Here is a 25,382-nt window from a genome sequence, read left to right as displayed (position 1 = left end):
TTTCAGAAGAAAAGGAATTTTCAGAAAATTTTAGTTTATAAAAAACTACTCCGGAGAGTAGTTCCAATTTTTAATCTACTAAGTCGCTCTTGAGGTAGGCATCGACCATGCGCTCTGTTGCGACTACAGAATCCAAGTGGGTCCGCTCATATGAGTGGCTAGATTCGATTCCTGCCCCGAGAAGAGCGTGTTTGACTTCTGCTCCTGCGCTCATAGCTGCAGAGGCATCTGATCCATAGAAAGGATAGATATCCAACTTACAAGGGATTTCTTGGGCTTTTGCCAAGGCTACCAAATGCTGACGGAATTCGTAGTGATACGGTCCAGAAGCGTCTTTGACACAGATGGATACCGTGTATTCATCCGTCGCTTGGTCATCTCCCATAGCTCCCATGTCCACTGCCAAGTATTCGACTACTTCAGCTGGAATACTAGAATTAGCCCCATGCCCCACTTCTTCAAAGACTGAAAAGGCAAAGGTGGTCGTTACTGGCAATTGGATCTGCTCTTCCTTGTACACGCGCAGAAGATTCAAGAGAATCGCCGCACTCACCTTGTCATCTAAGTGACGAGATTTAATAAAGCCAGTATCTGTCACAATAGTCCGGGGGTCAAAGCTGACAAAGTCCCCCACTTCAATACCAAGGGCACGGGTTTCTTTCTCATTGGTCACTTTTTCATCCAAACGGACTTCCATATTGTCCTGGGTCCGCTCGACAGTTCCCGCATCCTTGTAGACATGGCAAGAAGTCTGGTGGACCAAAATTGTCCCCGAATGGGTCTTTCCTGTATTGGCTACATGGACTGTACAATTTTCCCCTTCAATCATATTCCAAGGGAAACCACCGATACGGTCCAACTTGAGGCGGCCATCTGCTTTCACAGCGCGGACAATAGCTCCCAAGGTATCCACATGGGCTGTGACATAGCGTTGCTTGTCTGTGATCACACCAGGAACGGTCACATTCACGCCACCCTTAGCAGTTCGAGTTACTTCGTACCCAAAGTCTTCAATGGTTTTGACCAAATAGTCTGCGATCTCACGTGTAAAACCGGTCGGTGAAGGAATGGCTGTCAATTCCTGCAAATAAGTCACTGTCTGATTCATAATACCTCCAAATGTGTTTTTCTTTATTCTAGCATGAAATAGGTGGAATAGCTAGAGGATAGGTTACAGGGTGGACTATTCAACATTAATCCTCTATGGTCACTGGAAAAATATCTTCCCCCCTGTACATTTTATCTTCCATTTCTTTCCACTCAATCACTAATTTATATAGCTCATCAGTTGAAATAAAATATGGTTCACCTAATATTTCTTCCTCAAATTGAAAGTAAACTTCTGTTATTTCTTTTCCAATTTCGATCCCCAACAAATTACCATCAAAATAAGACGCTTCTTTTTGCCCAGTAACAACTGCCTCTAATTCTTTATAAATATGAGGATAAAAATTATGAACCTCAGAATTTAAAAAGTTTGACAGAGATTGACAACTAGAGCTATCGAATTCTACTAGCAAAAATTTCTGACTATTGTTATTTACTTTTACAATATAGTTTCGTTTCATTTATAAGCACCTTTATCTAAATTAGTAATCGTTAGCTATAGATTCAAATTTTTACTTTTCAAAACTCCCCATTACTCATTTCCTTCAACAATCTTATTTATTGTTTATTACGTAGATATTTGGAAATAAATTCGCATTCGTACTATTTGACTAAAATTCCTTTTTAATTATCAAGAATTGAAAAATTATATTTATTTTTATAACGCTGATTGAAACGAATAACTACATTCATAGGTTCTTTTTTTGTTAATCCATTATCAAAAGTAATTTTTTCCGTTAACTCTTCCCGAAATTTTTGTATTCCAGATGCTATTTCAGCTACTAATTTTGAAGTATCAATTTTAAAGGTAGCAATACTTTTATCTTCCATAAATAGTATTGAGTCGAAAAATAATATTGAAATGTACAAATCTGTAGCAGAACTCTTTGTCAATTTAATTAAAGCATTCTCTAATGATGATCGGATATTTTTAATATCACTTTGTTTATATAAATATTCAAACAGTACCTGATTAATATCTGTAGGGAAAACATCTGGAACAAAAGTTGGAGGTTCAATTCGATACTTTTGCTTTCCACGTAAAATATCTTCAACTTCCCCCACTTTAATAGCTTCTAAAATTTTTGTTCTAAAATTCATTATTTGTTTCAACTCCAACATAGATATAAAGAGTTATTTTAATCTTTGCTCGCTAGAATTTCAGCCCCTTCGGGTAATATTTCTTCCAGTTCAGACTTTGTGAATAAGCCTTGTGCTTTAGGATTTCCTCTTAAAGCTTCTGGAAATTGCCTAAAGAAATTTTTATTAGCTTCTTCTTGTGTCACGTTCGGTGGCCAACAGTCTTTTTTTAGCTTGAAATGAATTTCTTTAAGTGTTTTTTCCCCAGACTTTAATAATTGAAATAGTTCTAATGGGAATTGCTTCTGGCATATTTCCTGGGAAGGTCTGTCCTCCTGGTTTCCAAAAACCATCAAAAGCAGAATCTTCATTTCCGCTTGGAATTCTTGTATGAGATTGATGAAATGCTTCTAATTTTAAAATTTGATGCATTTACTATGATTCCAAGTTTTCTATTTGATTTAAAAGCTCCCATAATCTATTATTGTAGGCTTCAATTTCTTCATTAATTTTTAGTCGTTCCAAATAATCATTCTTCCAAACAGAAAAGTCTGATAGACCTCCTCTTGGAGGATAAAGGATATCTTTAATTTCTCTTATTGTAGGGAGTGAGTCACCATTTTCCAATGCACATTCTAATCCTTGTAAAAATGAAATTTGTACATGAATTGTCCCATCATTGTATTGATTTAATAGTGGTAATATTAATTTGATATTATCTAATAATTCTTTTCGTTTCATTTCTTTCCTCACTAATTTAATGGTTTTGAGCTAATAACCTCTACACCTTCTATTTTCCACGGAGTTTCAATAAAAATTTGTTCATATTCCAAACCACCTTGATAGATGCCTCCTTGACTCGCAACAGGTCCTCTGTATATTGTTGTGCCAGCTGGTATTTTTATTTCGTAAACTGTATTTAAAGGAGAGCTACCAGTGTAGTTTCCTGAACGATCTGTCCAAATTGGTTTTACTGCCGTATTTATTCTAACTTCTATCTCAGAATGTGGGGCTGATTCTGTAAACCATTGCCCTAGCGGATTGCTTTGGTCGCCAGCTCGATATAATATTTTAGGAGACTTCAAAACTTCAACATCATACCGTCCCCCATAAAAATTAACATTAGGCTGACCTCTTAAATCATTTAGTGGACCAGGATTTGTATATGAATTATATTCATAAGTTTGCAAATCGGGATATTTAGATTGAATATTATTTACTACTGGTCCCTCAACATCTAAATTCTTAGGTGCAGGCTGAGGCTTGGCTACCGGCTGAAGCCTCGTGGTTGAAAAGTCTTTAAACCCTGAACTCTCCCTCGCAAGCCTGCTTTCTTCTATATTTCGTAAAATATGTTCGCGATCATAAGGTTTTGTGGTTTCTGTTATAGTTTTACCATTGATATCTACCTTAAGGTTCACCTCAGGAATTACTGGTTTCCTATTGAAGACAGGAATTTTCCCTTTTACCTTACTATATACATCCAAGAACGTTGTATAGGGTTTATTGTAGTACTGATTATATCCAACATAAGTGGTTACCTTAAGGTAGCTCCTTAAAACTTTGTCCTATTTTTAATTTTCTACTATGTAAACTTGAAAACTCTTGACCTTACTGCCAACAACATGCTTTTCAACATCGCATTCCCACCAAGGAAGAATATCTTCTTCCAAAATTTCTAAAAATAAGTCTTTAGATGATAAGTCATCTTTTAAGAAGCTATCATAATTTTCAAGAATAAAGTTGTATTCTTCAGCTTTTATCCATGATAAGTCTGTCAGCCAATCTGTAATAGATGACCAATTATTGGCATCAGGAAGTCCGACATTTTTTTCAAGAAAACGAAATAGTTCTTCTTTGTTTTGGATCTGCTTCCCATCAAAATTTGCTACAAAGCCACTGAAAGGCAATCGATCTTGCATTTCAAGTTTCGTAATGTAATGAATTCTATTTTTCAGGATTTCAAACCTCTATTCTATTTTTTTAAAATGTTTTATAATGGTCTTCTGTTTTGAGTAAAATCTATTTTTGAATATCGATTTGAAAAAATAGGTTGATTCAAACTAAACTTGCTGGTTGCTGAGGAGGCCACATAACCTCCTACGATGTTCCCGATAAAGTTTGCAGTTTGAGCATCTTCTTCACTTCCACCTAGGAGTTTGGTCCCATGATAGACAACCTGACCACTTGTATAGAGATTTATTTCTCTCAGAATACAATATAATTATACAAAGTCTAATTGAATAGTTTGATTGCTCTCCATTTTTTTAGCTGTATTAATAATATTTTCTATTTCTCTTTGAGTTATCGGAAGATTCTCATGAGGAGGCTCCCATTGTGTCATACTATCTTTATAAACAACAAATTTTTTATTGATCAGCAATTCTCCTTGTGCTTTTATGAGGAAACCATTCTCTAAATCAAAAGTAATTGTTGATCTTGTTCCTGTAATTTTCATTTCTACCTCTCGAATATAATTTTTTCTACCCCTGTTTTAGGATCTATTGTTGTAACCTTAGTAACATTTGGATTGGCCTTCAATTTTGGTAGTTCGATGTTTTCCCAAATATTTCCTGGTCGTAGTTCGCTACCAACTACAGCTCTTATTTCACCAGATACTTGCTCTGCGTAAACATTCGAAGCTTCCTCCCAAGCTGTTACACTTGAAGGAGTATTAAAATCCCATTCAGGCATTACAATGTTCGTATCATCAATCGTAGATTCTAATGTAACTCCTCCTTTATTTTTTGCTATTTTTTTCGCAACATCCATTCCTCCAATGCCATCTGTTCGTCCTGACCAGAAAAAAGCCGTATCTGGATCAGTTTCCAATCTACCTCGTATTAACTCAACATCAAAGTCAGTTTGAGTAAAATCTATTTTTGAATATCGATTTGAAAAAACAGGAATTACTGGTTTCCTATTAAAGACAGGAATCTTCCCTTTTACCTTACTATATACATCCGAGAAAGTTGTATAGGGTTTATTGTAGTACTGATTATATCCAACATAAGCGGTATATAAGGTACTTGCTAGTTGGAGGGTATCAGTAAAACCTCTCACCTTCTTAATATTTTTTGCACGATTGATTTCTTCCTGTGTAGCTGGTTTGCCTGTAAAAGGATTAATTCCTTCTTCAATTATATAATAATCATATTTAGTTTGAAAGGTGGGATCTCGCCAACTAAGCATTTTTTGACTATCTAAAAGGAAATAGCGATCTAGTAGGTAATCATAATTAGCGCGTTCTGTTTCAGATTTAAATAGTTGTGCATAGGGATTCACATGAGCCATGGAGATCAATGTTTTAAGTTCTGGGTAGGCCTCTTCTAACGCTTCTTGATCCATTGCATCGATACGTTTCTTAAATTTCGGGTCCACCTTGGCTAATTCTGAAGGTAATAATCCTAAGTGATCATCCTTCACTTCATTATACCGTTTCCATAACAATTTGAGATCGTTCATATCCCATTTGGCAAGGATCGCATCACCTTGCCCCATATTCGTAAATCTTATATAGGCTTGAATCACATCTCCATACTCTTCCTCCAGTTCTGCACGTGACATTTTTGAAAGTTTGTCTTCCAATGTTTCAACCTTAGGATTCTTCACTTTGTTTAGGATTGCTTGACGTTTTTTCCACCCTAAAGAGACTGTTTGCTTCCACGATAGATCCACTCCACTACTTGGAGGTAAGTAGGTTCCACTAGCAGCATCCCATGATTGTGCAGCTTGGGCAAAACCATTTTGAACGGCCAATAAATACCGCTCTGAATTTAAAAAGATAGTTGGAGATACTGCATTAAAAGTAAGCAGGCTAATTAATATTTTCTGTAATTTTTGTTTTGCTCCTTCTAATACGGCTATGGATACCGAAAGATTTAGAAAAGCTGAAATCTTATTATCCGATTTTGTTTCCATTAACTGTCGTAGACTGGAAATCTTTTGATCTGCTTCTCTAATTTTTTCTTCTAGATCCACTTGACGCCAACTTTTACTATCTACGTCAGAGGTATACTGACTGACAAATTTTTGACACTCCTCCGCCAGAGATTCTTGGTATAAGACGATTCCTTGAATTAAAGGAATAACAATACTTGTAATATGCGCCTTTGCTGAGTCGTAAGCATGCCCTTTTAACTTTTCTTCAGCGACAAAATTTTCAAGAACTTTAATCAATTCCATATTCTGTTGCACGCACTGGGTGGATATACTAGATAAACTAGTTGCCTGACTTCTGGCGGATTCTAGATACATATCTATACTCATGTGATTTCCTCCGTCACTAATCGTCTTTTTTCTTGGTGAATTGAATCTAACTTCATTTCAATAGATTTATGTTCTTTCCGAAGTTTTTCTAATTCTTCATCCAGGCTGTATTCCATTATTCTCACTTGATGCTGGAATTCTAACTGGTCATCCATCATTTGACTTTGATATCTGCTACCTTCGAAAAGAAAATCTAGATCATTTAACCAATGAGAATCATTCAACAGCTGATCCATTACTTCCATTTTTTTCGAATCTAATTTTTCTATCCGCTGATATAGGTCCCACTCCTTATCTGAAAGTTGTCGTTCTTTCTCATGGAGTTTATTCCATGTCTCTTCTGCACTCATATCTAATCTTCTAACACATCTAAGTATTTTGATTTCGCCTCATTTGAGAATGATGGCTTAGACTGAATGGTATTCAAAATATTTAAATTTTGACGAATCATGGCATCCTTATCTTCAAATTGGTCGGCTAAGCTATGGATATTTTGAATCATATTCACAATATGATTCGATAGTTGAGTCTGAAGATTCTCAAATTGACTAATACCATTTTTGGCACTATTATTACCAGCAACTGTCGTTTGTTCATCTCTTTGAACTGTAATAGCTGAATGATTATTGGCAGATCCTATTGCAGTAGCATGCTTAGCAGCCACCGAAAGATTACTTTTTACGGTGTATTTATCTCCCATTCATTTCTCCTTTAAATTTTTTCATATTATAAAATCTTTCACAGCTATAAAAAAGCCTAGTTAGTGGTATTCCCCACACATTCGCCCACACAAAAAAACTCAAGCCAACTGACTTGAGTTCCTTATTCTCTATCATTGTAACCATCTGGATAACATTCATACCAAACTTAGGGTGTTAAATGGAATGGCTTGAGGAGGGGTTATAGGGTGAGGGTTTTCAACATTAATCCTCTAAAGTCACTGGAAAAATTTCTTCCCCTCTTTTCATTCTTTCTTCCATTTCTTTCCACTCAATAACTAATTTATATAGTTCATCAGTTGAGATAAAGCAAGGTTCTCCAAGACTTTCATCATCCATTTGATAGTATACTTCGGTTTCTTCTTTACCTATATCAATATTGAGCATATTACCGCCAAAGTCTGAAACTTCTTTTTGACCTGTAACAACTGCCTCTAATTCTTTATAAATGTGAGGGTAAAAAGTATGAACCTCAATGATAAAAAAATCACCTAAAGGATCGTTCAGTTAGGGATTTATGGAAATCAAGTTTAACTGACAACCTTTAAGCGGTCAAAAGAAAAAAAGACCATGCAAGAGTAGAAATGCTCCTGTGTGGTCGTTTTCTTTTTGCTTTGTTACCTCAAGTACCGAATCGGTATGCAAGATTATCAGCAATGTATCGTTCTATAATTATCAATGAGCGAATTCAAATCTTCAATACATCTTTTTATATCATTCGATGTAGTTGATTTATCAATTAATCCTGCTGATGAATGAGACATTGGATTTGCGTTTCTTAACTCATGCGCACGCTTGATTATTTCTTCGGCACCAACAATCTCTTTATAAAAAGTCTTAAATGTCTGCTCTTTGTAAAAACCTTTATAGTTTGGTTTCTTACAAGTAGATTCATAATTATAGTAGAATGCTAAATCAGCTGTAAAACGGTCAAAGTAGTTTTTATAAAATGCATACTCCGCCAGTGTATTATGTCTTTTTTTCTCCACCCAATACATGAAATATAGGAAGTATGCTTTCCAGTCCTTATCAATAATGTGTAGATAATCATTAATCCTCTTATTACGAAGTGTGGATAAAAAGCTATTTTTACAACAGTAATAGTAATAATTCTTAAGATTTGTGCTATTCTCATTTAGAGCATCGAGCAAATCAATATGTCGGAATTCACTTTGAATTAAATATGATATAGCAATTGTAGTGTCATATGAATTCCAGAGTCCTTTTCGATTACGTTGGAACAACTGATTAAGCAATGCTTTTATAGCAGACGAATTTTGAGTCTTCATTATCATTATAGATAAACGTTTTGGATCTATACTAATGAAAGAAACATCTGTGTTAATTAATTTACATATTGTGGATATTACTTTGCTGTCTTGAATTACTTCCTCGCATTCGTAAATATAATGGTTATAAACTTCTGTTGGTGTAAATTCAATATCATCACTGCTAAAGTACTGTTCAATCATCAAATTGTAGCGTTCAACATCAATGTAATCAGTTTTAAGTGCTAATAAAAGAGAATCTAGGAACTCTTGGAACTTACCCTCAAACAACTCCTCAATATCATGCTGGATACCATTGAAATATTCATCATATAATGATTTTTTAAGTTCATCATTGATTTCTATTGCAGCTTTCAGACAACACTTCTTTGCGTTAAGAGACAATCCGTACTCTTTTAAAATTGAAGAATACTCGTTTCTAATCTGATTGTATGCATCATATAACATAACAATATCATGGGAAGAACTTACCAAAATATACATATCATCAACATATCGAATGATTTTGAAATCACTGATACAATCTATTTTCTCTTTAATAAACTGGTATATTCGATTATCTATTTCGTCCATATACACAATTGTTGCTAAATATGAAGACGCAGTGCTGTTTTCTATTGTTGGGAATTTCCCATCTCCGCAACATAACAACAATTCTTTTATCATTTTCAATTGAGTAGGAGTGAAGCAAACATCTGCTAAATTACTTCTTTTGTCAATTTGATCAATAAGAATATCGAGGTTTATATTCGGGAAGAAGTTAGTAATATCAGTTTTAATAAAATACTGGCAGTCTGAAATGTGGGCATTTATCAGCTTGTAAAACTCGTCATAATCCTGCTTATACTTCGCACGCATATAGTCATAGTTTCCTGCATAAAAAGTATCAATATTCATATTTCTTACAGTCTGATAATGATTAGATATTTCTTTGCCTATAGCTTGTAATACTAAATACAAAACTGGAGATAAGAGACTTGAATCTCTAGAGCTCCCATCTCCCTTTTGAAGAAAGTTTTCGGATTGATGCATTGCTTCCGGAAACAATACAAATGCAGCTTTTCTTATGTATTTTTCAAAGAACTCTTCACTAGCAATATATTCTTCCTCATCTGCAGTGATTTTCGAAAAAGGAAACCACTGCAAATAGGACTTTTTACTACCTTCACTTAACTTAAAATACATTTGGCATGTCTGCTTCCACGTATCATATGTAATTCCAAACATACCTTGTATCTCTCCTTTATCCCGTAATTACATCTTCGATAATTTGCTTGACTTTCTTATTGCTTAACTGTGTATGGAATGAAACAGTATATCCATCAATAGTGAGCTGTTTAAAGAAAGCCTCAGCACATTTTATTTTAGCATCTTCAATTCCACGAAGTGTGGATTTGTTTTCTACCAGTTTCGTTTCTACTACAATATTTAATTCCTTAGTTCCGTCTTTATGCTTTACAACATACATAAAGTCTGGGCTATAGTTTTCGCCAACTATTGTAGGAATTGCAACACTTGATTTTGGTATTTTTCCGTAAACCACAACCTCATCAATGTCTGTCATTATATTTGCCTTCTCAAGAGGTGAATCAAATACAATTTTATCATAAAGATATTTGTCAGAAGGTGTGCCTTCAGCAAATTTCGTACCCACATTTCCTTGTTTAATAACATCTCTAGGTGTTCCGTCTTTGTAGGTCAATGCTGTTTCAGTAACAGGCTGGGCAGAACGTTTATACTTAAAACGAGTTTGCATTTTCTCAATACGCCAATCTGTAAAAGCAGATACAATATTTGCTACAGAATACTCGTTTATGTATTCTTCAGGAATGTACTTCTCCTTAGAAAGTTCACACATAGCTTTGTGAATTTCAGTAATAGGAATGCTAGTCTGTTGGCTGATTCTTTTCAAAAACTCATTATAAGGAATAGGGCGTTTTATCAAATACGATACACCTGTATCCTCCCTAACAACCATCGCATTTCCTTCTGTAGCCACTTGATCCCTATGGCTATACAATGTTACGTTCCCGAAGGTACCAACTTTTCTTAAAATGTCATGTAATGCCTGTGGAATTTCATCTGTTAAATCTACATCATAGAATAAATAGTATTTCTGGTTAATGCGTTCCCATAACTCTTTTAATTCAGAGTATACAGCTTTTCTTACATGAATTAGTTCTTTCTTATTCTTGTTGACATCAGTAACCTTGTTGCTACCTACACCCATAGCGAATTCTGGATAATCAGCATAAAAAGCATCTCTGTTTTCGATACGAATCTCATAGTTACGATTAATGTATTTTTTACTCATCAATTCTATGAACAAATCATCTGGGTCAACGTCACGTTCTTTAGCAACCTTATCCAATGCATCTTGAGATAGAGTAAGCGTTTCTGGTAATTCACCATTAATTTCATCAACAAGTCTTTCAGCAAAATCAGCTTCAGTAAAGTCAACAATATAATTAAGCTTAAACTCCTCGTTAGAGATACGGTTACCATTTTCATCGACAGGAAGACGAAGTCCACGACCGACTTCTTGCAGTTTGCTATTATCACTTCCGCTAGAACGTAATTTTGCAATTGTGAATACATTAGGATTGTCCCATCCTTCTTTCAAAGTCCATTTAGAGAACAGGAATCTTCTTGTGTTGAATGAGCCATCTTCTTTACGGAGAGAAATAAGACCTTTCTTATTATGAAGGATATCAGCAACTTCATTTGCAATAGCTTCATCTGAGTCACTATTATCCTGTGCAAAATACCCAGCATGACAAGCAGAAATATCGACTTTGCTTGCTTTAAGGTATTGTTTGTATTCCCGTTCGCTATCTGGAAGTGTTTGTAACAATTCTTCAATTTTCTCAAGCAATAATCTTTCAAACATCACTTTCAAATAAGCTTCTTTGCCGTCTTCTGAATCACGGTAAGAAGTTATATCATCAATGAAGAACAAAGCAAGAGTTTTAATTTTGAACTTTCTACCGGAGAAATTCTGACGCTCTGTTTCAAAATGTCTCTGAATTGCCAACTTCAGCATTTGCTCTTGGTAAGATGAAGAATAAATGTCAGTGTTGAATTCTTCACCCTGGTATTTCACTTGTCCGTTTACCAATTCAATAAAGTTTTTTCCAATAGCACTGATCGTAAGTCCCTCGAAAGATGAATCTATTACAGAAAGCGAATCTCCCGGTGTCAGTGTATAAGTCTTTGTTTCCTCTCCACGTTTTTTAAATTGGAACGTAGCAGAAGTTTTTGATTCTACGGACAACAATTTAACCTTTTCTTCCTTTTTTGATAAGGGTTCAAAATGTTCCTTCGCAATGCCTTTAATCAAATTTAGATTGAAGGAATCACAAGCATTAAGTTCATATACAAGGTTATTAAAGTCCTTAAAAGTTACCTTATTTCTTCCTTTGCCAACAGTTGTATCCGGGAAGGTTGCTCCATAACGAATAATAATCTGTGGACATAATTCTTCAACAATTGCTTTATATGCTTTCTGGTCACGAGAAAATCTATGTGGTTCATCAATAATTACAACAGGCTTTGTTGCTTTCAATGCATCAAAAGGTCTATAAAATCCCTCAACTAAATAATCGTAGTCTGATCGAGTAAGCATGTTACCATTTGTCAGCAACTGCATATTAACAAGTAATACATATATCTTGTTTGAGTTCTGGCATGAGCCTGTTACAAAATCACGTACAGCAGGAGGCATAGCTAAAAAGCCTTTTTTCTTTTTCTTTGGACTTTCCAATACGCTTAATTCGATGTCACAGTTATAGCCACACGCATCAGAAAAGTGATGTTTTACATAGGTATCATCAATAAACTGCGATGTACCTGCCTTAATTGGAAGAGAAGGTACGGCAATAATAAACTTATTAAAACCAAACTTTTTATGCATCTCATAAATTGTTTGTGTATATACATAGGTTTTTCCTGTACCTGTTTCCATCTTAATATCAAGGTTCAGGTAATCTCCATCATCTTTGCATCCTCGATAGTCAGCACGAATATTTTTTTGAACTTCCATCAAATTGTGAACCAGACGAAGTTCTTTTCTATCAAATGTTGGGTTTTCGTAGGCAAGGTGCGGTTTTATCATTGTGATTCCATCAAGGGCAGAAATTATGGCATCAACAGCTTTTTGCTGATGGTCTAATTCTCTTTCTAGTATTAGTTCCAAAAATCTGCACCTCCTTAATATCTGATATCCAGGTTGATTTTCAAATTCTTTTCAGAATCACGGAGAATCTTTACATTTGTCTTTAAGTTTTCCATTTCAACATAGTTGAAGCTGTAACCGAAGAGAACTATATTTTGAGGGTTAAATGCTCCTTCTGTATTGTACTTCTCTACAAGGGCTTTTATTGCTTCTTCCGTTAGTCCCGGATTGATAAGGTATAAGTGGTTCTCGCACCAATATGCTGTGTATCCTGCAAGGTCAACCATCTCACACTTATTTACAAATCCATAATTATCATGCACTAACCAAGTTGTAAGCACAGTTGCAGTGCCGAACTCATCATATACAGTTGTATCAGTGATAAATCCGCTGTTATCGAATTTTTCGATTTTATCTAATGTTGTTTGGCTTACTTCATGTAAGGTATAATGCTTAAACCCAAGGTCAGCGGTAGTATCAGGGCATTCTTCACGCATCTTATTTGCTGCTCGTATGATTCGTTCTAAACCAAGATAGTCAATAGTATGAGTTCTGTGGGCAGAATCTAAAAAAGCAGTATTTTTTTTTATATTTCTCAATGTTTCTCCAGAAGCAGTCTTCAATTTATCATCAAGATTTTCTGGTAATTGTATCAAAATGCAAGAAATATTACTGTTCCTGTCTTGGTTCAATTCATAAACAGCTTGCATTGTTGTAGCCGAACCACTGAAAAAATCACACACAATTCCTGTCGTTTGTCCAGAAATACCCATGTGCAATACTCTTTTTATAAGTTCTACCGATTTAGGATAATCAAATTCAACATCTGGTAAAATTGCTTTTAGAGTTCTTCTTGCTACATCTGTTGATAATTCGCCACCCTGCCAAAATGACTTGGCTTTTGAAGTTCTTTCTTCACCTTCATCAAATTCATCAAATTCATCATCAAGTACAACAGGGTTTAATGCCGGATTCAAATACACTCTGTGCTTTATTCCCCATCTTCCTTTATTGTTTTTATCTGGATGCAGAATATTAAGCGAATTAGCAACATGGTCTTTTCCCCATCTCCAACGTCCATCGCTACCGTCTCCGCGTAACGGAATAATTTTTTCATAACCATTTAAGGCATTCATAGATATATCCCCAGTTTCCGGATTGAAATATATAGGGAAGTACATATTAGGTCTGTCTTCACGTCTATCAGGACGTCCACGCTTGCGTAAATCTCTCAATGCATACAAATTACCATTTTCATCAGTATATTTGTATTGTTTTTTTTGTTCATCTGTTAACGGCAAACCACCAGACACAAAATTTTCACTAACATACATCAATAAATATTCGTGTGTAGTTGCAATATTTGCTCTATCATTGCGTCCTTTTAAATTGTTGACAACGGCAATTTGCCCTGCAAAGTTCTGTTCGCCAAATATATCATCACAAACCAGTTTTAAATTACCTTGTTCATTATCATCTATTGATATGAAAATAACACCATCTTTTGATAATAGTCCTTTTGCCAACTGCAAACGAGGATACATAAACATCAACCACGCTGAATGTGACGCACTGCCCCTGTTTGTCAAATCGAGAATACGCTGTGCTTGTTCTTCGTCAATACTAAGTTTTTCAATTAAATCTTCAGCAGTAAAGTTGAACTTGTCGTTGTATACAAATCCATCGGAACCCGTGTTATAAGGCGGGTCGATATAAATGCACTTTACTTGTCCAGCATATGATTTAAGTAGATGTTTTAGTCCATCAAGGTTATCACCACTGATATATACATTTTCACTGTTGATATTTTCAGGAAGACTGTTGTGAGCCTCATCTGGAACAATTACAGTTTCTGTATCAAGCGATGCCAGCATTTTTGCATAGTTCTTACCGAGGAATTTAAGCTCATATCCCTCGTGAGAAATGTCAATTTTATCTTTCAAAAATTCTGAAAATCTTGTTATATCAAATGAGCCATCTGCACGAAAGCAAGCTGGGAAATTCTCACGCAACACGCTCATTTCTTTGCCATTAAGGGTAACCCTCTCATTAGCACTAATAATGTCTTTTATCATTTTGATTTACTCCTTACTTCAAAATCAAGCCATGCCTCTTCTACATCTGAATAATCAACATCATGTTCTAGGCAGAACTCTTTTATATTTTTCATAGCATTAAGGTTAGGCTTTGCTTTGCCACCTTCCCATCTATTCACAGTAGAAAATGCCACTTTAATTTCTTTAGCAAAGTCTTGCTGTGTCATAAAGCATCGTTGTCTAATTCTTTTAATTTCATCTGGAAATCTCATTATGCATCTCCTTGCGTAAATATTTCAACAATATAGCGTTATTATAACATATAATCATAGTTTTTACTATCTCCTAAGGCCACCTCATGTAGTTTTGGGAGATTTTTATATGTTTAGGGGTTCGATTATACTCATTTCTTCGCTTATGGATGGAAGGAAAAATATTTTTTCTAAAATTGTCAGATTTGTCCATCTCCCAAGGCTACATAGCAGAAGGACAAATTCTACAAAAGTTTTTAGGGAAATTTCAAAAGAAACCGGAAAAACAACTTCCAACCTCCCTTAGAGAGAGGGGCCCAGCAACCGAAGGGCGCTAGCCTTCAAATTTTCCTCCCAAAATGTGTCCAAGATATTGACAGAATTCCAGTTGTATAGGGTTTATTGTAGTACTGATTATATCCAAAATAAGAGGTTACCTTAAGGTAACTCCTTAAAACTTTGTCCTATTTTTAATTTTCTACTATGTAAACTTGAAAACTCTTGACCTTACCGCCAACAGCATGCTTTTCAACATCACTTTCCCACCAAGGAAGAATATCTTCTTCCAAAATTTCTAAAAATAAGTCTTTAGAAGATAAGTCATCTTTTAAGAAACTATCATAATTTTCAAGAATAAAGTTGTATTCTTCAGCTTTTATCCATGATAAGTCTGTCAGCCAATCTGTAATAGACGACCAATTATTCACATCGGGAAGGCCGACAATTTTTTCAAGAAAATGAAATAGCTCTTCTTTGTTTTGGATCTGCTTCCCATCAAAAATTGCTACAAAGCCACTGAAAGGCAATCGATCTTTCAATTCAAGTTTTGTAATGTAATGAATTCTATTTTTCACGATTTCATACCTCTCACTATCTCTTTCTCGGAATGGTAGTTTTTTATTGACATCGAATTCTTTGATAATTACCAGAAAACTATCTGTCCCACTACTTTCTCTACTCAATCGCTAATTTATACAGTTCTTCAGTTGAAATAAAACAAGAGTTTTCTATTACTTTTCTATCAAATTGGAAGTAAACTGCATTCTCTTATTCCGTTACATGACATAGAAAAAAGTAACTATCACAATCAATAATATATAGAGAGTACCAAAAATAATGATATGTAATCGTAAGATTCTGTCATGACCTGAATACCTTTCAACGAAGCCTTGTTTAGGTTTTTGGGGATTGCACCATACCGTCATTTTAGAACCAATTGGAAAAATATTTTTTAAATCTAATACATGATAGGGACTTCTGATAAATTTTGTATCAAATACGTCAGCTTTCGCTTTTTTCGAAGTTGTTGTTTCAAAAGTTGAATAAGAGAAACGTTTTTGATATATTTTTCCTTCTACCACATATTCAACAACTGGTAAGGCAGCTAAATCCGAACCATTTAAATAACTATGTTTAACCACTTCTCCAATAACTTGCATAGTTGAATATTTCTGGATATTCTTCTCCCTTTTATAGAATAAAAAATATATTAAAAGGAGGAAGCCAAAAAAAGCTGTGAAGGTGAATATTATTTGAATATATAGCGCTTTAGTCATTTACAACCACCTTACTATTTAAAATAAATGATTAGAAAGTAGTTTAAAGATTTTCTTCATACAATTGCTAATCATTCTTTAATCTTACTTTTCCTTAATTTCTATTCTACCAAAATATGGCCATAAATTCTTACTAAAAAAAAGAGAGCAGCAAACTGAGCTGCTCTCCATTTTGTTTATTTTTCTACCATTCCGCCCTTGATAAGACTGTCTTTCGTTACTGAATAACTAACTGTTTTGTCATCTAGGGGATTAAAGCCTGGGACGATTTCTTTTAATTTATTAAAATCGATTTTTGTGTAATCAATAGTATTGCGAATATAAAAGATTCCGTCTTTGTATTCTGATGTCAGTTCAAATCCATGGCCCATCAGATCTTTGAATTTTTCTTGGCTCTTAGCAACGGCTTCTTTCATGGTTTCAAGAGGGTTCTCACCAGGTACTTTTGAGACATCGTAATCATCAACTTTTTCTTGTACTAACAAGGTATCTCCCTTGTAATACAAGGTTACAGTGGTCTTACCTGCTTCATCACTCGTTTCAAGAACGGTTTTTTGTGCACCTGCTAGAGCATCTTCTTTTTTGCTTTCATCAGTTGATGACTCTTTTTTCTTTTCTTTAGCAGATGATTTGCTTGTTGCTTTACTGGTCGCTTTAGTGGACGATGGACTAGTAGATTTCGTACTCTCTTTTTGTCCGCAACCAGCTAAAAGAAGACCCGCTGTCAAGAAGACGGCTAACAATTTTGTGGTTTTATTCATTTTGAATCCCTCACTATTTTATGATGGTTAAGGAAATGACTGATTTCTGAAATGAGTCATTTAGCAAGATCAACTGTCGTTTTAGATGTTATTAGAAAAGCCTCAAAAATGATGTTCGCAGTCCCTCCTTATCGATCATTGTAGCCATCTGGGTGGCTGGAATGCCAAGCCCAGGCTGTTTGGATGATGGTTTCGATATTGTCAAATTTTGGTTGCCAGCCGAGAATTGCACGCGCCTTCTCAGAGGATGCGATCAGGGTATCTGGATCTCCTGGTCTGCGATCGGCCAGCTCAAGTGGGATCGGATGTCCTGTCACCTTGCGAGCTGCTTCAACAATCTGAAGATTGGAGAATCCGGTCGATGAGCCCAGATTAAAGGCAGTCGATGGGTTGCCATTTCGGAGGTACTCCACGGCTAAAAGATGGGCATCTGCCAAGTCAAATGGATGGACATAGTCCCGAACATTGGTGCCATCTGGTGTATTGTAGTCATCTCCAAAAATTGCGATCTTCTCGCGTTTGCCTTGGGCTACTTGCAAGACGATTGGCAAGAGATGGGTCTCTGGTCCGTGGTCTTCGCCAATCGAGCCGTCAGGTTTAGCACCCGCTACATTAAAGTAACGAAGGGGCACATACTTGATGCCGTATGCTTGATCGGCCCAGCGCATAATGGTTTCCATCATGAGCTTGCTTTCCCCATAGGGATTAATCGGTTTTTGTGGAGTGGTTTCAAGTATTGGAATTTCTTCTGGAATCCCGTAAGTGGCAGCAGTTGAAGAAAAGACGATGTAGTGCACCCCACATTCATGCATGACTTCCAAGAGTTTGACCATGCCAGCTGTATTGTTGTCAAAGTATTTCAATGGATCTGCCATGGACTCAGCGACCAGTGAGTAGGCCGCAAAGTGGATGACCGCATCGATATCTGCATGTTCCTTAAAAACAGTGCGCATAAAGTCTTGATCCGCCAGGTCTCCTTGGTAAAAGACGGCATCTGGATGCACCGCTGCACGGTGGCCTGTGACCAGACTATCGACCACGACGACTTTTTCCTGTCCTTCATTGACCAAACGGTCCACCATGTGGGAACCGATGTAACCAGCTCCTCCGAGTACGAGTATTGCCATTTGTTTTCCTTTCGCTTCTTGTCTTCTCTCTTATTGTACCAAATTTCTGCCACTTCTCCACACTTAAAGCGTCGCAACAAAGCGTCTAAAGGCAGCTTGTCCTTCTGCTGTTCTCTTGTAGACACCAGCATCTTCGAGCACACGCGCAAAGATCTGGCCAACTGATTCACGGACAAGGGCTTCTGCCTCTGCTTCGTCTGTGATGGCTGGGTGAGTGGCTTTCAAATCATCTGCCCAAGGCTGGTGGTAGGTCGCCACAGTATTCTCACGTCCAATCAAATAGTCTTGAACCTGCTTGAGCTCTTCCTTGAGGCGAGGTGGCAAAATGGCCAAGCCCATGACTTCGATCAGGCCGATATTTTCTTTTTTGATGTGTTGCACATCCGCATGTGGGTGATAAATGCCATCTGGATGCTCTGGTGAGGTTTGGTTGTCACGGAGCACCAAGTCCAATTCATAATGCCCATCACGAATCCGTGCAATGGGGGTAATGGTATGGTGGGGCTGACCGTCGGATGCTGCTAAGACTTGAACGGCTGGATCCGAGTAGCCTCGCCAGGCTGTGAGGATATGGTCTGCCAGGTCAATCAATTGCGCCTTGTTGTCCGATTGCAAGCGGAGAACCGACATGGGCCAATTGACAATTCCTACCGATACAGCCTCAAATCCCTCAACGCTAAAGCTTTCCTCAACAGGAGCTAGCTCCATAGGGAAGGTATGGCGTCCGCCTTGGTAATGGTCATGAGTCAGGATGGATCCCCCTACAATGGGCAGGTCTGCATTGGACCCTGCAAAATAGCCTGGGAAAGTCTCGACAATGGTCAAGAGTCGCTCAAAGGTCTTGCGGCTAATGGCCATAGGAACATGCTGGCTATCGAGGAAAATGCAGTGTTCATTGAAGTAGGCATAAGGGGAATACTGAAAGCCCCAGTCATGACCGTCCATGTCAAAACGGATAATCCGATGATTGGCCCGGGCTGGATGGTCTAGGCGACCTTGATAGCCTTCATTTTCAAAGCACAATTGGCAGGCTGGATAATGACTGGCTTTGGCAAGCTTGGTCGCTGCAATGTCTTTAGGATCTTTTTCAGGTTTTGACAGATTGATGGTGATTTCAAGAGAACCGTAGGGAGTTTGTGTCTCAAAGGCAATATTTTGCGCAATGGCTTTGACCTTGATGTAATCATTGCGCTTAGAGAGGGCATAGAAATTCGCAATCGCGTCTTCCTTGGACTGACGGTAGGTCTCCCAAAAGTGATGGTTGACTTGACTAGGACTAGGGGTGATCCAATCCATCAACTCCGCACCCAAACTGTCTTTTGCGGCCATACTATCCTGGATCTTGCTATTTGCAACAGCGATCTCTACCAGCTGATCTTTGAGTGCGATCAACTCTTCTTTTTGAGCTGGGGCGTCTAGCCCTTCTTCTCCAACGCGACTCATGATGCGATTTTTTAGATAAATCCGATCCATCTCTTCGTAGTCACTCGCCGCAATGACGGCTGTGACAAATGCATCTAATACCAGTTCTGTCATCCTATCTCCTTTTTAATCAAGTACCCGTGTCCCCGCCGCAACCTCTGCAATGTAGAAGCTTGGCGCATAGCCAACGACTTCCTCATAGCGTTTGCCGACAACTTCTTTAAATGCTTCAACCTTATCTTTGTTGACAAGGGCGATGGCGCAACCACCAAAGCCTGCTCCCGTCATACGAGCACCAAGCACTCCTTCTTGTTCCCAGGCTGTATGCACCAAGGTGTCCAATTCTAGACCTGTCACTTCGTAGTCATGTTCCAAGGATACGTGGGAAGCATTCATGAGACGGCCAAAGCCTTCCAAATCCCCTGCTTCAAGGGCCTTACGAGCTTGGAGGGTCCGTTGGTTTTCAAGTACAGCATGACGAGCCCGTTTGATGCGATTTTCATCCTTGATCAAGTAGCTGTAGGCATCAAAAGACCAGAGATCCAATTCTCCTAAGGTTTGGATATCCAATTTTTCTTGGAGTTCAGAAACGGCGGTTTCGCATTCTGAACGACGTTCATTGTATTTTGAATCCGCTAATTCCCGGCGTTTGTTGGTATTCATGATGACTACGACATTGTCTTTGAGGTCCAGCGGTACCAAATCATACTCTAGGGTGTTGGTATCGAGATAAATAGCTCGTTGGTCAGCTCCCATACCGATGGCAAATTGGTCCATGATCCCAGAGTTGACTCCGATGAAGTGATTTTCAGTTTGTTTCCCGATCTTGACCAGATCTAGACGATCTAAGTGAAGATCATATAGTTTCTCAGCGATGACGCCAATTAAGAGCTCAAGCGATGCTGAAGAAGAAAGACCGGATCCATTTGGAATATTGCCGTAGACATAGACATCCATACCGCTATCAATGACATGACCAGCTTCTTGCAAGAAGTGGAGCACGCCTTTTGGATAGTTGGTCCAGTTGTGCTCTTTTTCAAAGTGGAGATTTTCAAGCGGAACTTCAATGATCCCCTTGTCTTCAAAGTTTCCTGAGAAGAAACGCAAGACCTTATCCTCACGCTTTCTTGCAGCCCCGTAGGTACCAAGTGTAATGGCTGCTGGGAAGACATGCCCACCATTATAGTCCGTGTGTTCACCGATCAGATTAATCCGTCCTGGTGAAAAGAAAGTGTGGTCAGCCTTTCCCCCAAAGACAGCCTGGAATTTTGCTTGTAAATCTTGAGATGTGATTGTTGTCGTCATGAGAAACTCCTTTAGTTTTGTAAACGTTTTTATACTTGTATTATATCTGATCGCAAGTAAAACTTCAAGTGTTTTTAGTAAAATTTTATTAATTTTTTATTTTATGCCCAGAAAGGCGATAACAAAGGGTTTTCCTCCGATTACAACTTCTATTCCATCATTGCCATCTCGAGTTAATTTTAGTAAACTTTTACCAAAAAATCTCAATTGGGAAATCACCCAATTGAGATTCTGAATCCTTTAGTGTTTCTTTCTTGGATAGACAAAAGATCCAAGGAAGGTTAAGAGGCTGACACCCATGAGGGCTAGGAGGTTTTCTGTTTGACCAGTCTTTGGCAATACCGATGAGGCAGGACTGGCTGACTCGCTGACAGGAGCCTGATCAGTGTCATGTGACACAGAGATCAGACGAACTTGTGGACGATCAAGAGGACGAACTGTTTCTTGAGTGCTAACAAGGACCTGAGTTCCTGTGTTACCAACCTCTACTGGTTGTGTCTGATGGGTTGGTTCTTGGACTGGTGAAGTTGGATCTTGGCCTGGTGAAGTTGGATCTTGGACTTCTGGTGTTGGCAATGGAGCAGGTGCTGGATAGAAAAGACCATGACCAATGCGGTAGGCATACTCTGTTTCCGACATTTTTCCGTCTACAATTTTTGGAATATCAACCGGTAAGGTACCTAGATGTTCCTTGCCATTGAAGATGACTTCCACTCCTGCAGGAATATTAGGACCAAATGCATTGTCTGGTTTGAGGGATTCCGTTGGATCCATTCCCTTATTTCCATAGACTGCTAAAATGGCTTTGGCTGCGGGATAGTTGGCTACATCATAAGGTTTAGAGATAGAAAGGACAGCTGCCTTCTTATGGTTGGTATTGGCATAATTGACGATTTCTGTTGGAATCTTGGTCCGCCAGAAATCTTTATCCAGTTGCCCTTCATAACCGATCTCTGAAATCACTACGATATGGGTGGCTTTTTCAAGGTCTTCTTTTAGACTATCAAGGGTGGATTCCTTAGTGAAGTTCTTGGCCACAAAGGAGGTATCTTTTGGAAGCACTCCATCCGCGATTAAGCGACGCATGCCCAAATTTAGTCCTGGGACTTCATTTTCAAAAGCTCCGAGTAGTAAGACATGGTCTCCTGTTTGCACCTTAAATGGCAAGGTATTGTCTTCATTTTTTACAACCGTCACCGCTGCTGCTGCAATCTTGCGTTCCAAGTCACGGTTGAGGCTAGATCCGACTGCTTCCTCTGCTTTTTCAGCTGTCCGAGCACTTGGATCAAAATTCAGGACCCCACGTTTTTCTTTGAGGGTCAGGATCCGACGAACCGACTCATTTAAGCGTTCTTCTGAGATGTCACCGGTTTGGACCGCATCTACCACTGCATTGACGATGGTATCAATCTTGGTCAAATCGGCTTTGCTGCGAAGGGTCGTTGGCATCAAAACCAGGTCAACTCCGGCTTTGATAGCCATCTTCACGGCTTCCACCTCACCGAAGTTCTTAGCGATAGCATCCATTCCCATGGCATCAGAGACAATCACGCCCTTATAGCCGTATTTCTTCCGTACCAAGCCCGTTAAAATATCATCAGAGAGAGTCGCTGGAACATAGATTTTCTCACCCGTTTCTTTTGACACGACCTGATCTTTTTCAATCTGCGGGTACTGGATATGAGCTGTCATCAAGAGGTCGACCCCTTCATCCATAGCTTTTTTGAATGGAAGGAGTTCTAATTTTTCAAGCTCAGCAAGAGATTTATCCACCAATGGGAGACCCGTATGGGAATCGACCGCTGTATCTCCGTGACCTGGGAAATGCTTGGCTGCTACAGCCACATTGTAGTCTTGAATCCCTTTCATCATCGGAATACCCAAGTAGGCAACCCGGTTTGGGTCAGATGAGAAGGAACGAAGCCCAATTACAGGGTTTTGAGGATTATTATTGGTATCTAGAACCGGAGCAAAGTCCACATTCAGGCCTAGTGCAGAAAGTTCACGTCCTATGATTTGACCGGCTTCTTTCGCTAGTTTGGGATCATTGGTAGCCCCAATGGCCATATTCCCAGGAAGGGCTGTACCCGTACCCAAGCGGTAGACGATCCCCCCTTCTTGGTCGATGGCTAACAATAGCGGAATTTTCCCGTTATTGGCCTTGTTTTCAATCGCTGCCTTTTGCATATCTTGCGTCAGAGCCAGGGTTTGCTTGGTCTCTTTGACGTTTTCAGCAAAAAGAATGACGCCTCCAAAATCATATTTATCAATCGCATCTGCTACTTCAGCATTGACCTTGGTGAGATCCTGTGGCGACTCCTGATTAGCCTCCTGCCACTTACGGAAGTCCGGCATGATCATTTGAGTCACCTTTTGTTTGAGTGGCATGTTTTCAATCAGTTTTTCCACTTCAGGAGATGCTGTCTCTGTCGATGTTACCGTTGGAGAGGCAGCAGGGACAGCTGCACGGTCTGTTGTCGTCGGCGTTTCGGCCACTTCTCCCTGATTTTCTGTGGCGGTTTCTGGAGTTGGAGAAGCCACCACCTCTTCTACTGTTGCTGCCGGTTCATTGGCTTGATCCGGTGCTTGAGCTGTGTCTGCTTTTGCTGTTTGAACGGATAATAGAGCAAAAGCCGTTAATAGGGCCGCAGATGGATAAATGATTTTTTTCATAAAGCGACCTCCTTTCTTTCAATAGATATTGTACCATTGTTTTATAGCTTTGTAAACGGTTGCAATGTATAAAACAGAAAAAGGATAAGCATTTTTTACTTATCCTTTAGTTCGTTCATATTTTTTTAAAACACAATGTCTTGACCGTTTTCTGTCACTTGGTAAGTCCCATCAGCAAGATTGATTCGGGCTACTGCTGTGGCGGTCTGGTCTTTGTTTTGGCGCGTGATGACAATGGTATGTTCATCTGGTGTTTCCACCTCAATGCTTCCTTCTAGGTCAAAAGCTTGCGAGTTGTTCCGGAAACTAAAGAGCTTGAGAAGGGATTGTACGACTGGACGCCCTACTTCTTGAGCAATTTCCTCATTGCTGTAGTAATGACGGTTGATATTGCGGCCTTCCTTGGTGTTTTCTAAGAGTTCCAAATCATTCTTCCCAGCTAGGAATCCAACATAATAAACTTGTGGAATGCCTGGCGCAAAGGCTTGAATCAAGCGGGCTAAGAAATACTTGCCATCGTCATCTCCAAGCGCTGAATAGTAGGTCGAATTGATTTGGTAGATGTCCAAGTTGTTGTATTCTGCTGTGGAATATTTGCGTTTCACATTCGCTCCTACCTTATAGAGCTCATTTGATGCATAGTCAATTTCTTCATCTGTCAAGATATCCTTGACATCGACTACCCCAATCCCATCATGGGTGTCGAGTGTCGTGAACTGCTTCATAGGACTCATCTTCAACCACTTGGCAAGGCGCTCCACTTTTGAACTATAGAGGCTATAGAGGGTTACCATGGGTAGCGCGAAATCATAGACATAATAGTCGTGATCGGCAATCTTAAATTGGATGGAATAGTGTTCATGAATCTCTGGCAAGAGCTCAGCACCATAGCTGGCCGCCATATCGCGCACCTTATCCAACAAATCCCAAATATCTGGCTCCACGAAGAAATCATTAGTATCCAATTTCTTGACTGCATAGGCAAAGGCGTCCAAACGAATGAGGTCACAGCCATTGCTCGCCAGGTGTTCGATGGTCTTGCGAATAAAGTCCATGGTCACGTCCTTGGTCACGTCTAGGTCAATCTGCTCTTCCCCGAAAGTATTCCAGAGATGCTCAGTTGTTCCATCCGCAAAGGTAATTTCTTGCTTGGGAGCTCGATCTTTGCGCTTATAAATCAAGTCCACATCCGCTTGAGTTGGACGATTCTCCGGCCAGAACTTGTCCCAGTTTAGGAAAAGATCCTTGTAAGCACTTTGGTCATGCTTCTCTTGATAGTCTTTGTAGTATTTAGACTGACGAGAAATGTGATTGATCATAAAGTCAAACATAAGATAGTACTTGTCGCCCAAGCGTTTGACATCTTCCCAATCTCCAAAAGCTGGATCCACTTGGTCATAGTCGACAGGCGCAAAGCCACGGTCACCAGTTGATGGGAAAAATGGCAAGAGGTGAACCCCACCTACTGCATCTCCAAAGTGCTTCTCCAGATTTTCATAGAGATCCTTCAGGTTATTTCCTAAGCTATCTGAGTAAGTAATTAACATGGTTTTGTTTTGAATTGGCATAATGGTTCCCTTTCTTTTTTGAAAGCCAAGTCTTTGAGGACCTGG

Annotated in this window: 25 protein-coding genes; all 25 read right to left on the bottom strand. The window is 38.5% G+C overall.

What is annotated here, in order from left to right; all coding sequences use genetic code 11:
• Positions 1-70: 70 nt before the first annotated feature.
• The 25 genes from SM122_RS00875 to gtfA all read right to left on the bottom strand — a co-directional run bounded on the left by SM122_RS00875 (position 71) and on the right by gtfA (position 25,337).
• Entirely contained in the window at positions 71-1,108 is a 1,038-nt protein-coding gene (locus SM122_RS00875) for a M42 family metallopeptidase (RefSeq protein WP_324737712.1), read from the bottom strand.
• Positions 1,109-1,193: 85 nt separating this feature from the next.
• Positions 1,194-1,568 (bottom strand): hypothetical protein, encoded by a 375-nt coding sequence (locus SM122_RS00870; protein WP_155169565.1) that lies wholly within the window; start codon positions 1,566-1,568, stop codon positions 1,194-1,196.
• A gap of 163 nt (positions 1,569-1,731) precedes the next feature.
• Positions 1,732-2,208, bottom strand: coding sequence for a hypothetical protein (locus SM122_RS00865; RefSeq protein ID WP_155169563.1), 477 nt, complete (start codon positions 2,206-2,208; stop codon positions 1,732-1,734).
• A gap of 38 nt (positions 2,209-2,246) precedes the next feature.
• The gene (locus SM122_RS00860; RefSeq protein WP_241679651.1) at positions 2,247-2,393 is read right to left on the bottom strand and encodes a hypothetical protein; all 147 of its coding nucleotides are present in this window, start codon (positions 2,391-2,393) and stop codon (positions 2,247-2,249) included.
• Positions 2,394-2,436: 43 nt separating this feature from the next.
• On the bottom strand, positions 2,437-2,619 hold the full coding sequence (locus SM122_RS00855) for a hypothetical protein (protein ID WP_324737711.1): 183 nt from the start codon (positions 2,617-2,619) through the stop codon (positions 2,437-2,439).
• A gap of 3 nt (positions 2,620-2,622) precedes the next feature.
• Positions 2,623-2,928, bottom strand: a complete 306-nt coding sequence (locus tag SM122_RS00850) for a PTS family porter (protein WP_024055942.1) — start codon at positions 2,926-2,928, stop codon at positions 2,623-2,625.
• A gap of 11 nt (positions 2,929-2,939) precedes the next feature.
• Entirely contained in the window at positions 2,940-3,674 is a 735-nt protein-coding gene (locus tag SM122_RS00845) for a hypothetical protein (protein WP_129299161.1), read from the bottom strand.
• Between the two features lie 87 nt (positions 3,675-3,761).
• Entirely contained in the window at positions 3,762-4,109 is a 348-nt protein-coding gene (locus SM122_RS00840) for a barstar family protein (RefSeq protein WP_003007812.1), read from the bottom strand.
• A gap of 302 nt (positions 4,110-4,411) precedes the next feature.
• Positions 4,412-4,645: an Imm74 family immunity protein gene (locus SM122_RS00835; protein WP_024056346.1), complete on the bottom strand. Its 234-nt coding sequence runs from the start codon at positions 4,643-4,645 to the stop codon at positions 4,412-4,414.
• A gap of 2 nt (positions 4,646-4,647) precedes the next feature.
• Positions 4,648-6,456 carry a hypothetical protein gene (locus SM122_RS00830; protein ID WP_324737710.1) on the bottom strand — a complete coding sequence of 603 codons (1,809 nt, stop codon included), beginning with the start codon at positions 6,454-6,456 and terminating at the stop codon, positions 4,648-4,650.
• On the bottom strand, positions 6,453-6,806 hold the full coding sequence (locus tag SM122_RS00825) for a hypothetical protein (protein ID WP_324737709.1): 354 nt from the start codon (positions 6,804-6,806) through the stop codon (positions 6,453-6,455). The genes SM122_RS00830 and SM122_RS00825 overlap by 4 nt, the downstream gene beginning before the upstream one ends.
• A 2-nt stretch (positions 6,807-6,808) precedes the next feature.
• A complete protein-coding gene (locus SM122_RS00820) occupies positions 6,809-7,156 on the bottom strand; it encodes a TIGR04197 family type VII secretion effector (RefSeq protein ID WP_324737708.1) in 348 nt (115 codons plus the stop codon).
• A 223-nt stretch (positions 7,157-7,379) separates the two neighbouring features.
• The gene (locus SM122_RS00815) at positions 7,380-7,682 is read right to left on the bottom strand and encodes a hypothetical protein (protein ID WP_154358872.1); all 303 of its coding nucleotides are present in this window, start codon (positions 7,680-7,682) and stop codon (positions 7,380-7,382) included.
• 143 nt (positions 7,683-7,825) lie between these two features.
• Positions 7,826-9,691, bottom strand: coding sequence for an AbiA family abortive infection protein (locus tag SM122_RS00810; RefSeq protein WP_324737707.1), 1,866 nt, complete (start codon positions 9,689-9,691; stop codon positions 7,826-7,828).
• A 16-nt stretch (positions 9,692-9,707) separates the two neighbouring features.
• Positions 9,708-12,659 (bottom strand): type III restriction-modification system endonuclease, encoded by a 2,952-nt coding sequence (locus SM122_RS00805; protein ID WP_155169552.1) that lies wholly within the window; start codon positions 12,657-12,659, stop codon positions 9,708-9,710.
• Positions 12,660-12,673: 14 nt separating this feature from the next.
• Positions 12,674-14,713: a site-specific DNA-methyltransferase gene (locus tag SM122_RS00800; RefSeq protein WP_155169550.1), complete on the bottom strand. Its 2,040-nt coding sequence runs from the start codon at positions 14,711-14,713 to the stop codon at positions 12,674-12,676.
• The gene (locus tag SM122_RS00795; RefSeq protein ID WP_155169548.1) at positions 14,710-14,946 is read right to left on the bottom strand and encodes a helix-turn-helix domain-containing protein; all 237 of its coding nucleotides are present in this window, start codon (positions 14,944-14,946) and stop codon (positions 14,710-14,712) included. Before SM122_RS00795 ends, SM122_RS00800 begins: the two co-directional genes overlap by 4 nt.
• Positions 14,947-15,395: 449 nt before the next feature.
• Positions 15,396-15,887, bottom strand: coding sequence for a barstar family protein (locus SM122_RS00790; RefSeq protein ID WP_324737706.1), 492 nt, complete (start codon positions 15,885-15,887; stop codon positions 15,396-15,398).
• A gap of 93 nt (positions 15,888-15,980) precedes the next feature.
• A complete protein-coding gene (locus tag SM122_RS00785; protein WP_272108660.1) occupies positions 15,981-16,481 on the bottom strand; it encodes a DUF3592 domain-containing protein in 501 nt (166 codons plus the stop codon).
• 176 nt (positions 16,482-16,657) lie between these two features.
• Positions 16,658-17,242: a DUF1307 domain-containing protein gene (locus tag SM122_RS00780; RefSeq protein ID WP_272111391.1), complete on the bottom strand. Its 585-nt coding sequence runs from the start codon at positions 17,240-17,242 to the stop codon at positions 16,658-16,660.
• Between the two features lie 128 nt (positions 17,243-17,370).
• Positions 17,371-18,369 (bottom strand): UDP-glucose 4-epimerase GalE, encoded by a 999-nt coding sequence (gene galE, locus SM122_RS00775; protein ID WP_272111392.1) that lies wholly within the window; start codon positions 18,367-18,369, stop codon positions 17,371-17,373.
• 63 nt (positions 18,370-18,432) lie between these two features.
• On the bottom strand, positions 18,433-19,905 hold the full coding sequence (gene galT, locus SM122_RS00770) for a UDP-glucose--hexose-1-phosphate uridylyltransferase (RefSeq protein WP_324737705.1): 1,473 nt from the start codon (positions 19,903-19,905) through the stop codon (positions 18,433-18,435).
• A gap of 12 nt (positions 19,906-19,917) precedes the next feature.
• Positions 19,918-21,096: a galactokinase gene (locus tag SM122_RS00765; protein ID WP_371106569.1), complete on the bottom strand. Its 1,179-nt coding sequence runs from the start codon at positions 21,094-21,096 to the stop codon at positions 19,918-19,920.
• 240 nt (positions 21,097-21,336) lie between these two features.
• Positions 21,337-23,769, bottom strand: a complete 2,433-nt coding sequence (locus SM122_RS00760) for a glycoside hydrolase family 3 N-terminal domain-containing protein (protein WP_070665260.1) — start codon at positions 23,767-23,769, stop codon at positions 21,337-21,339.
• Positions 23,770-23,894: 125 nt separating this feature from the next.
• Positions 23,895-25,337 carry a sucrose phosphorylase gene (gene gtfA / locus SM122_RS00755; protein WP_324737704.1) on the bottom strand — a complete coding sequence of 481 codons (1,443 nt, stop codon included), beginning with the start codon at positions 25,335-25,337 and terminating at the stop codon, positions 23,895-23,897.
• Positions 25,338-25,382: the final 45 nt, after the last annotated feature.

The organism is Streptococcus gingivalis, assembly GCF_035544715.1.
In the GTDB taxonomy this organism is placed as follows: Bacteria; Bacillota; Bacilli; order Lactobacillales; family Streptococcaceae; genus Streptococcus; species Streptococcus gingivalis.
This window is presented reverse-complemented; position numbering and strand designations above follow the sequence as displayed.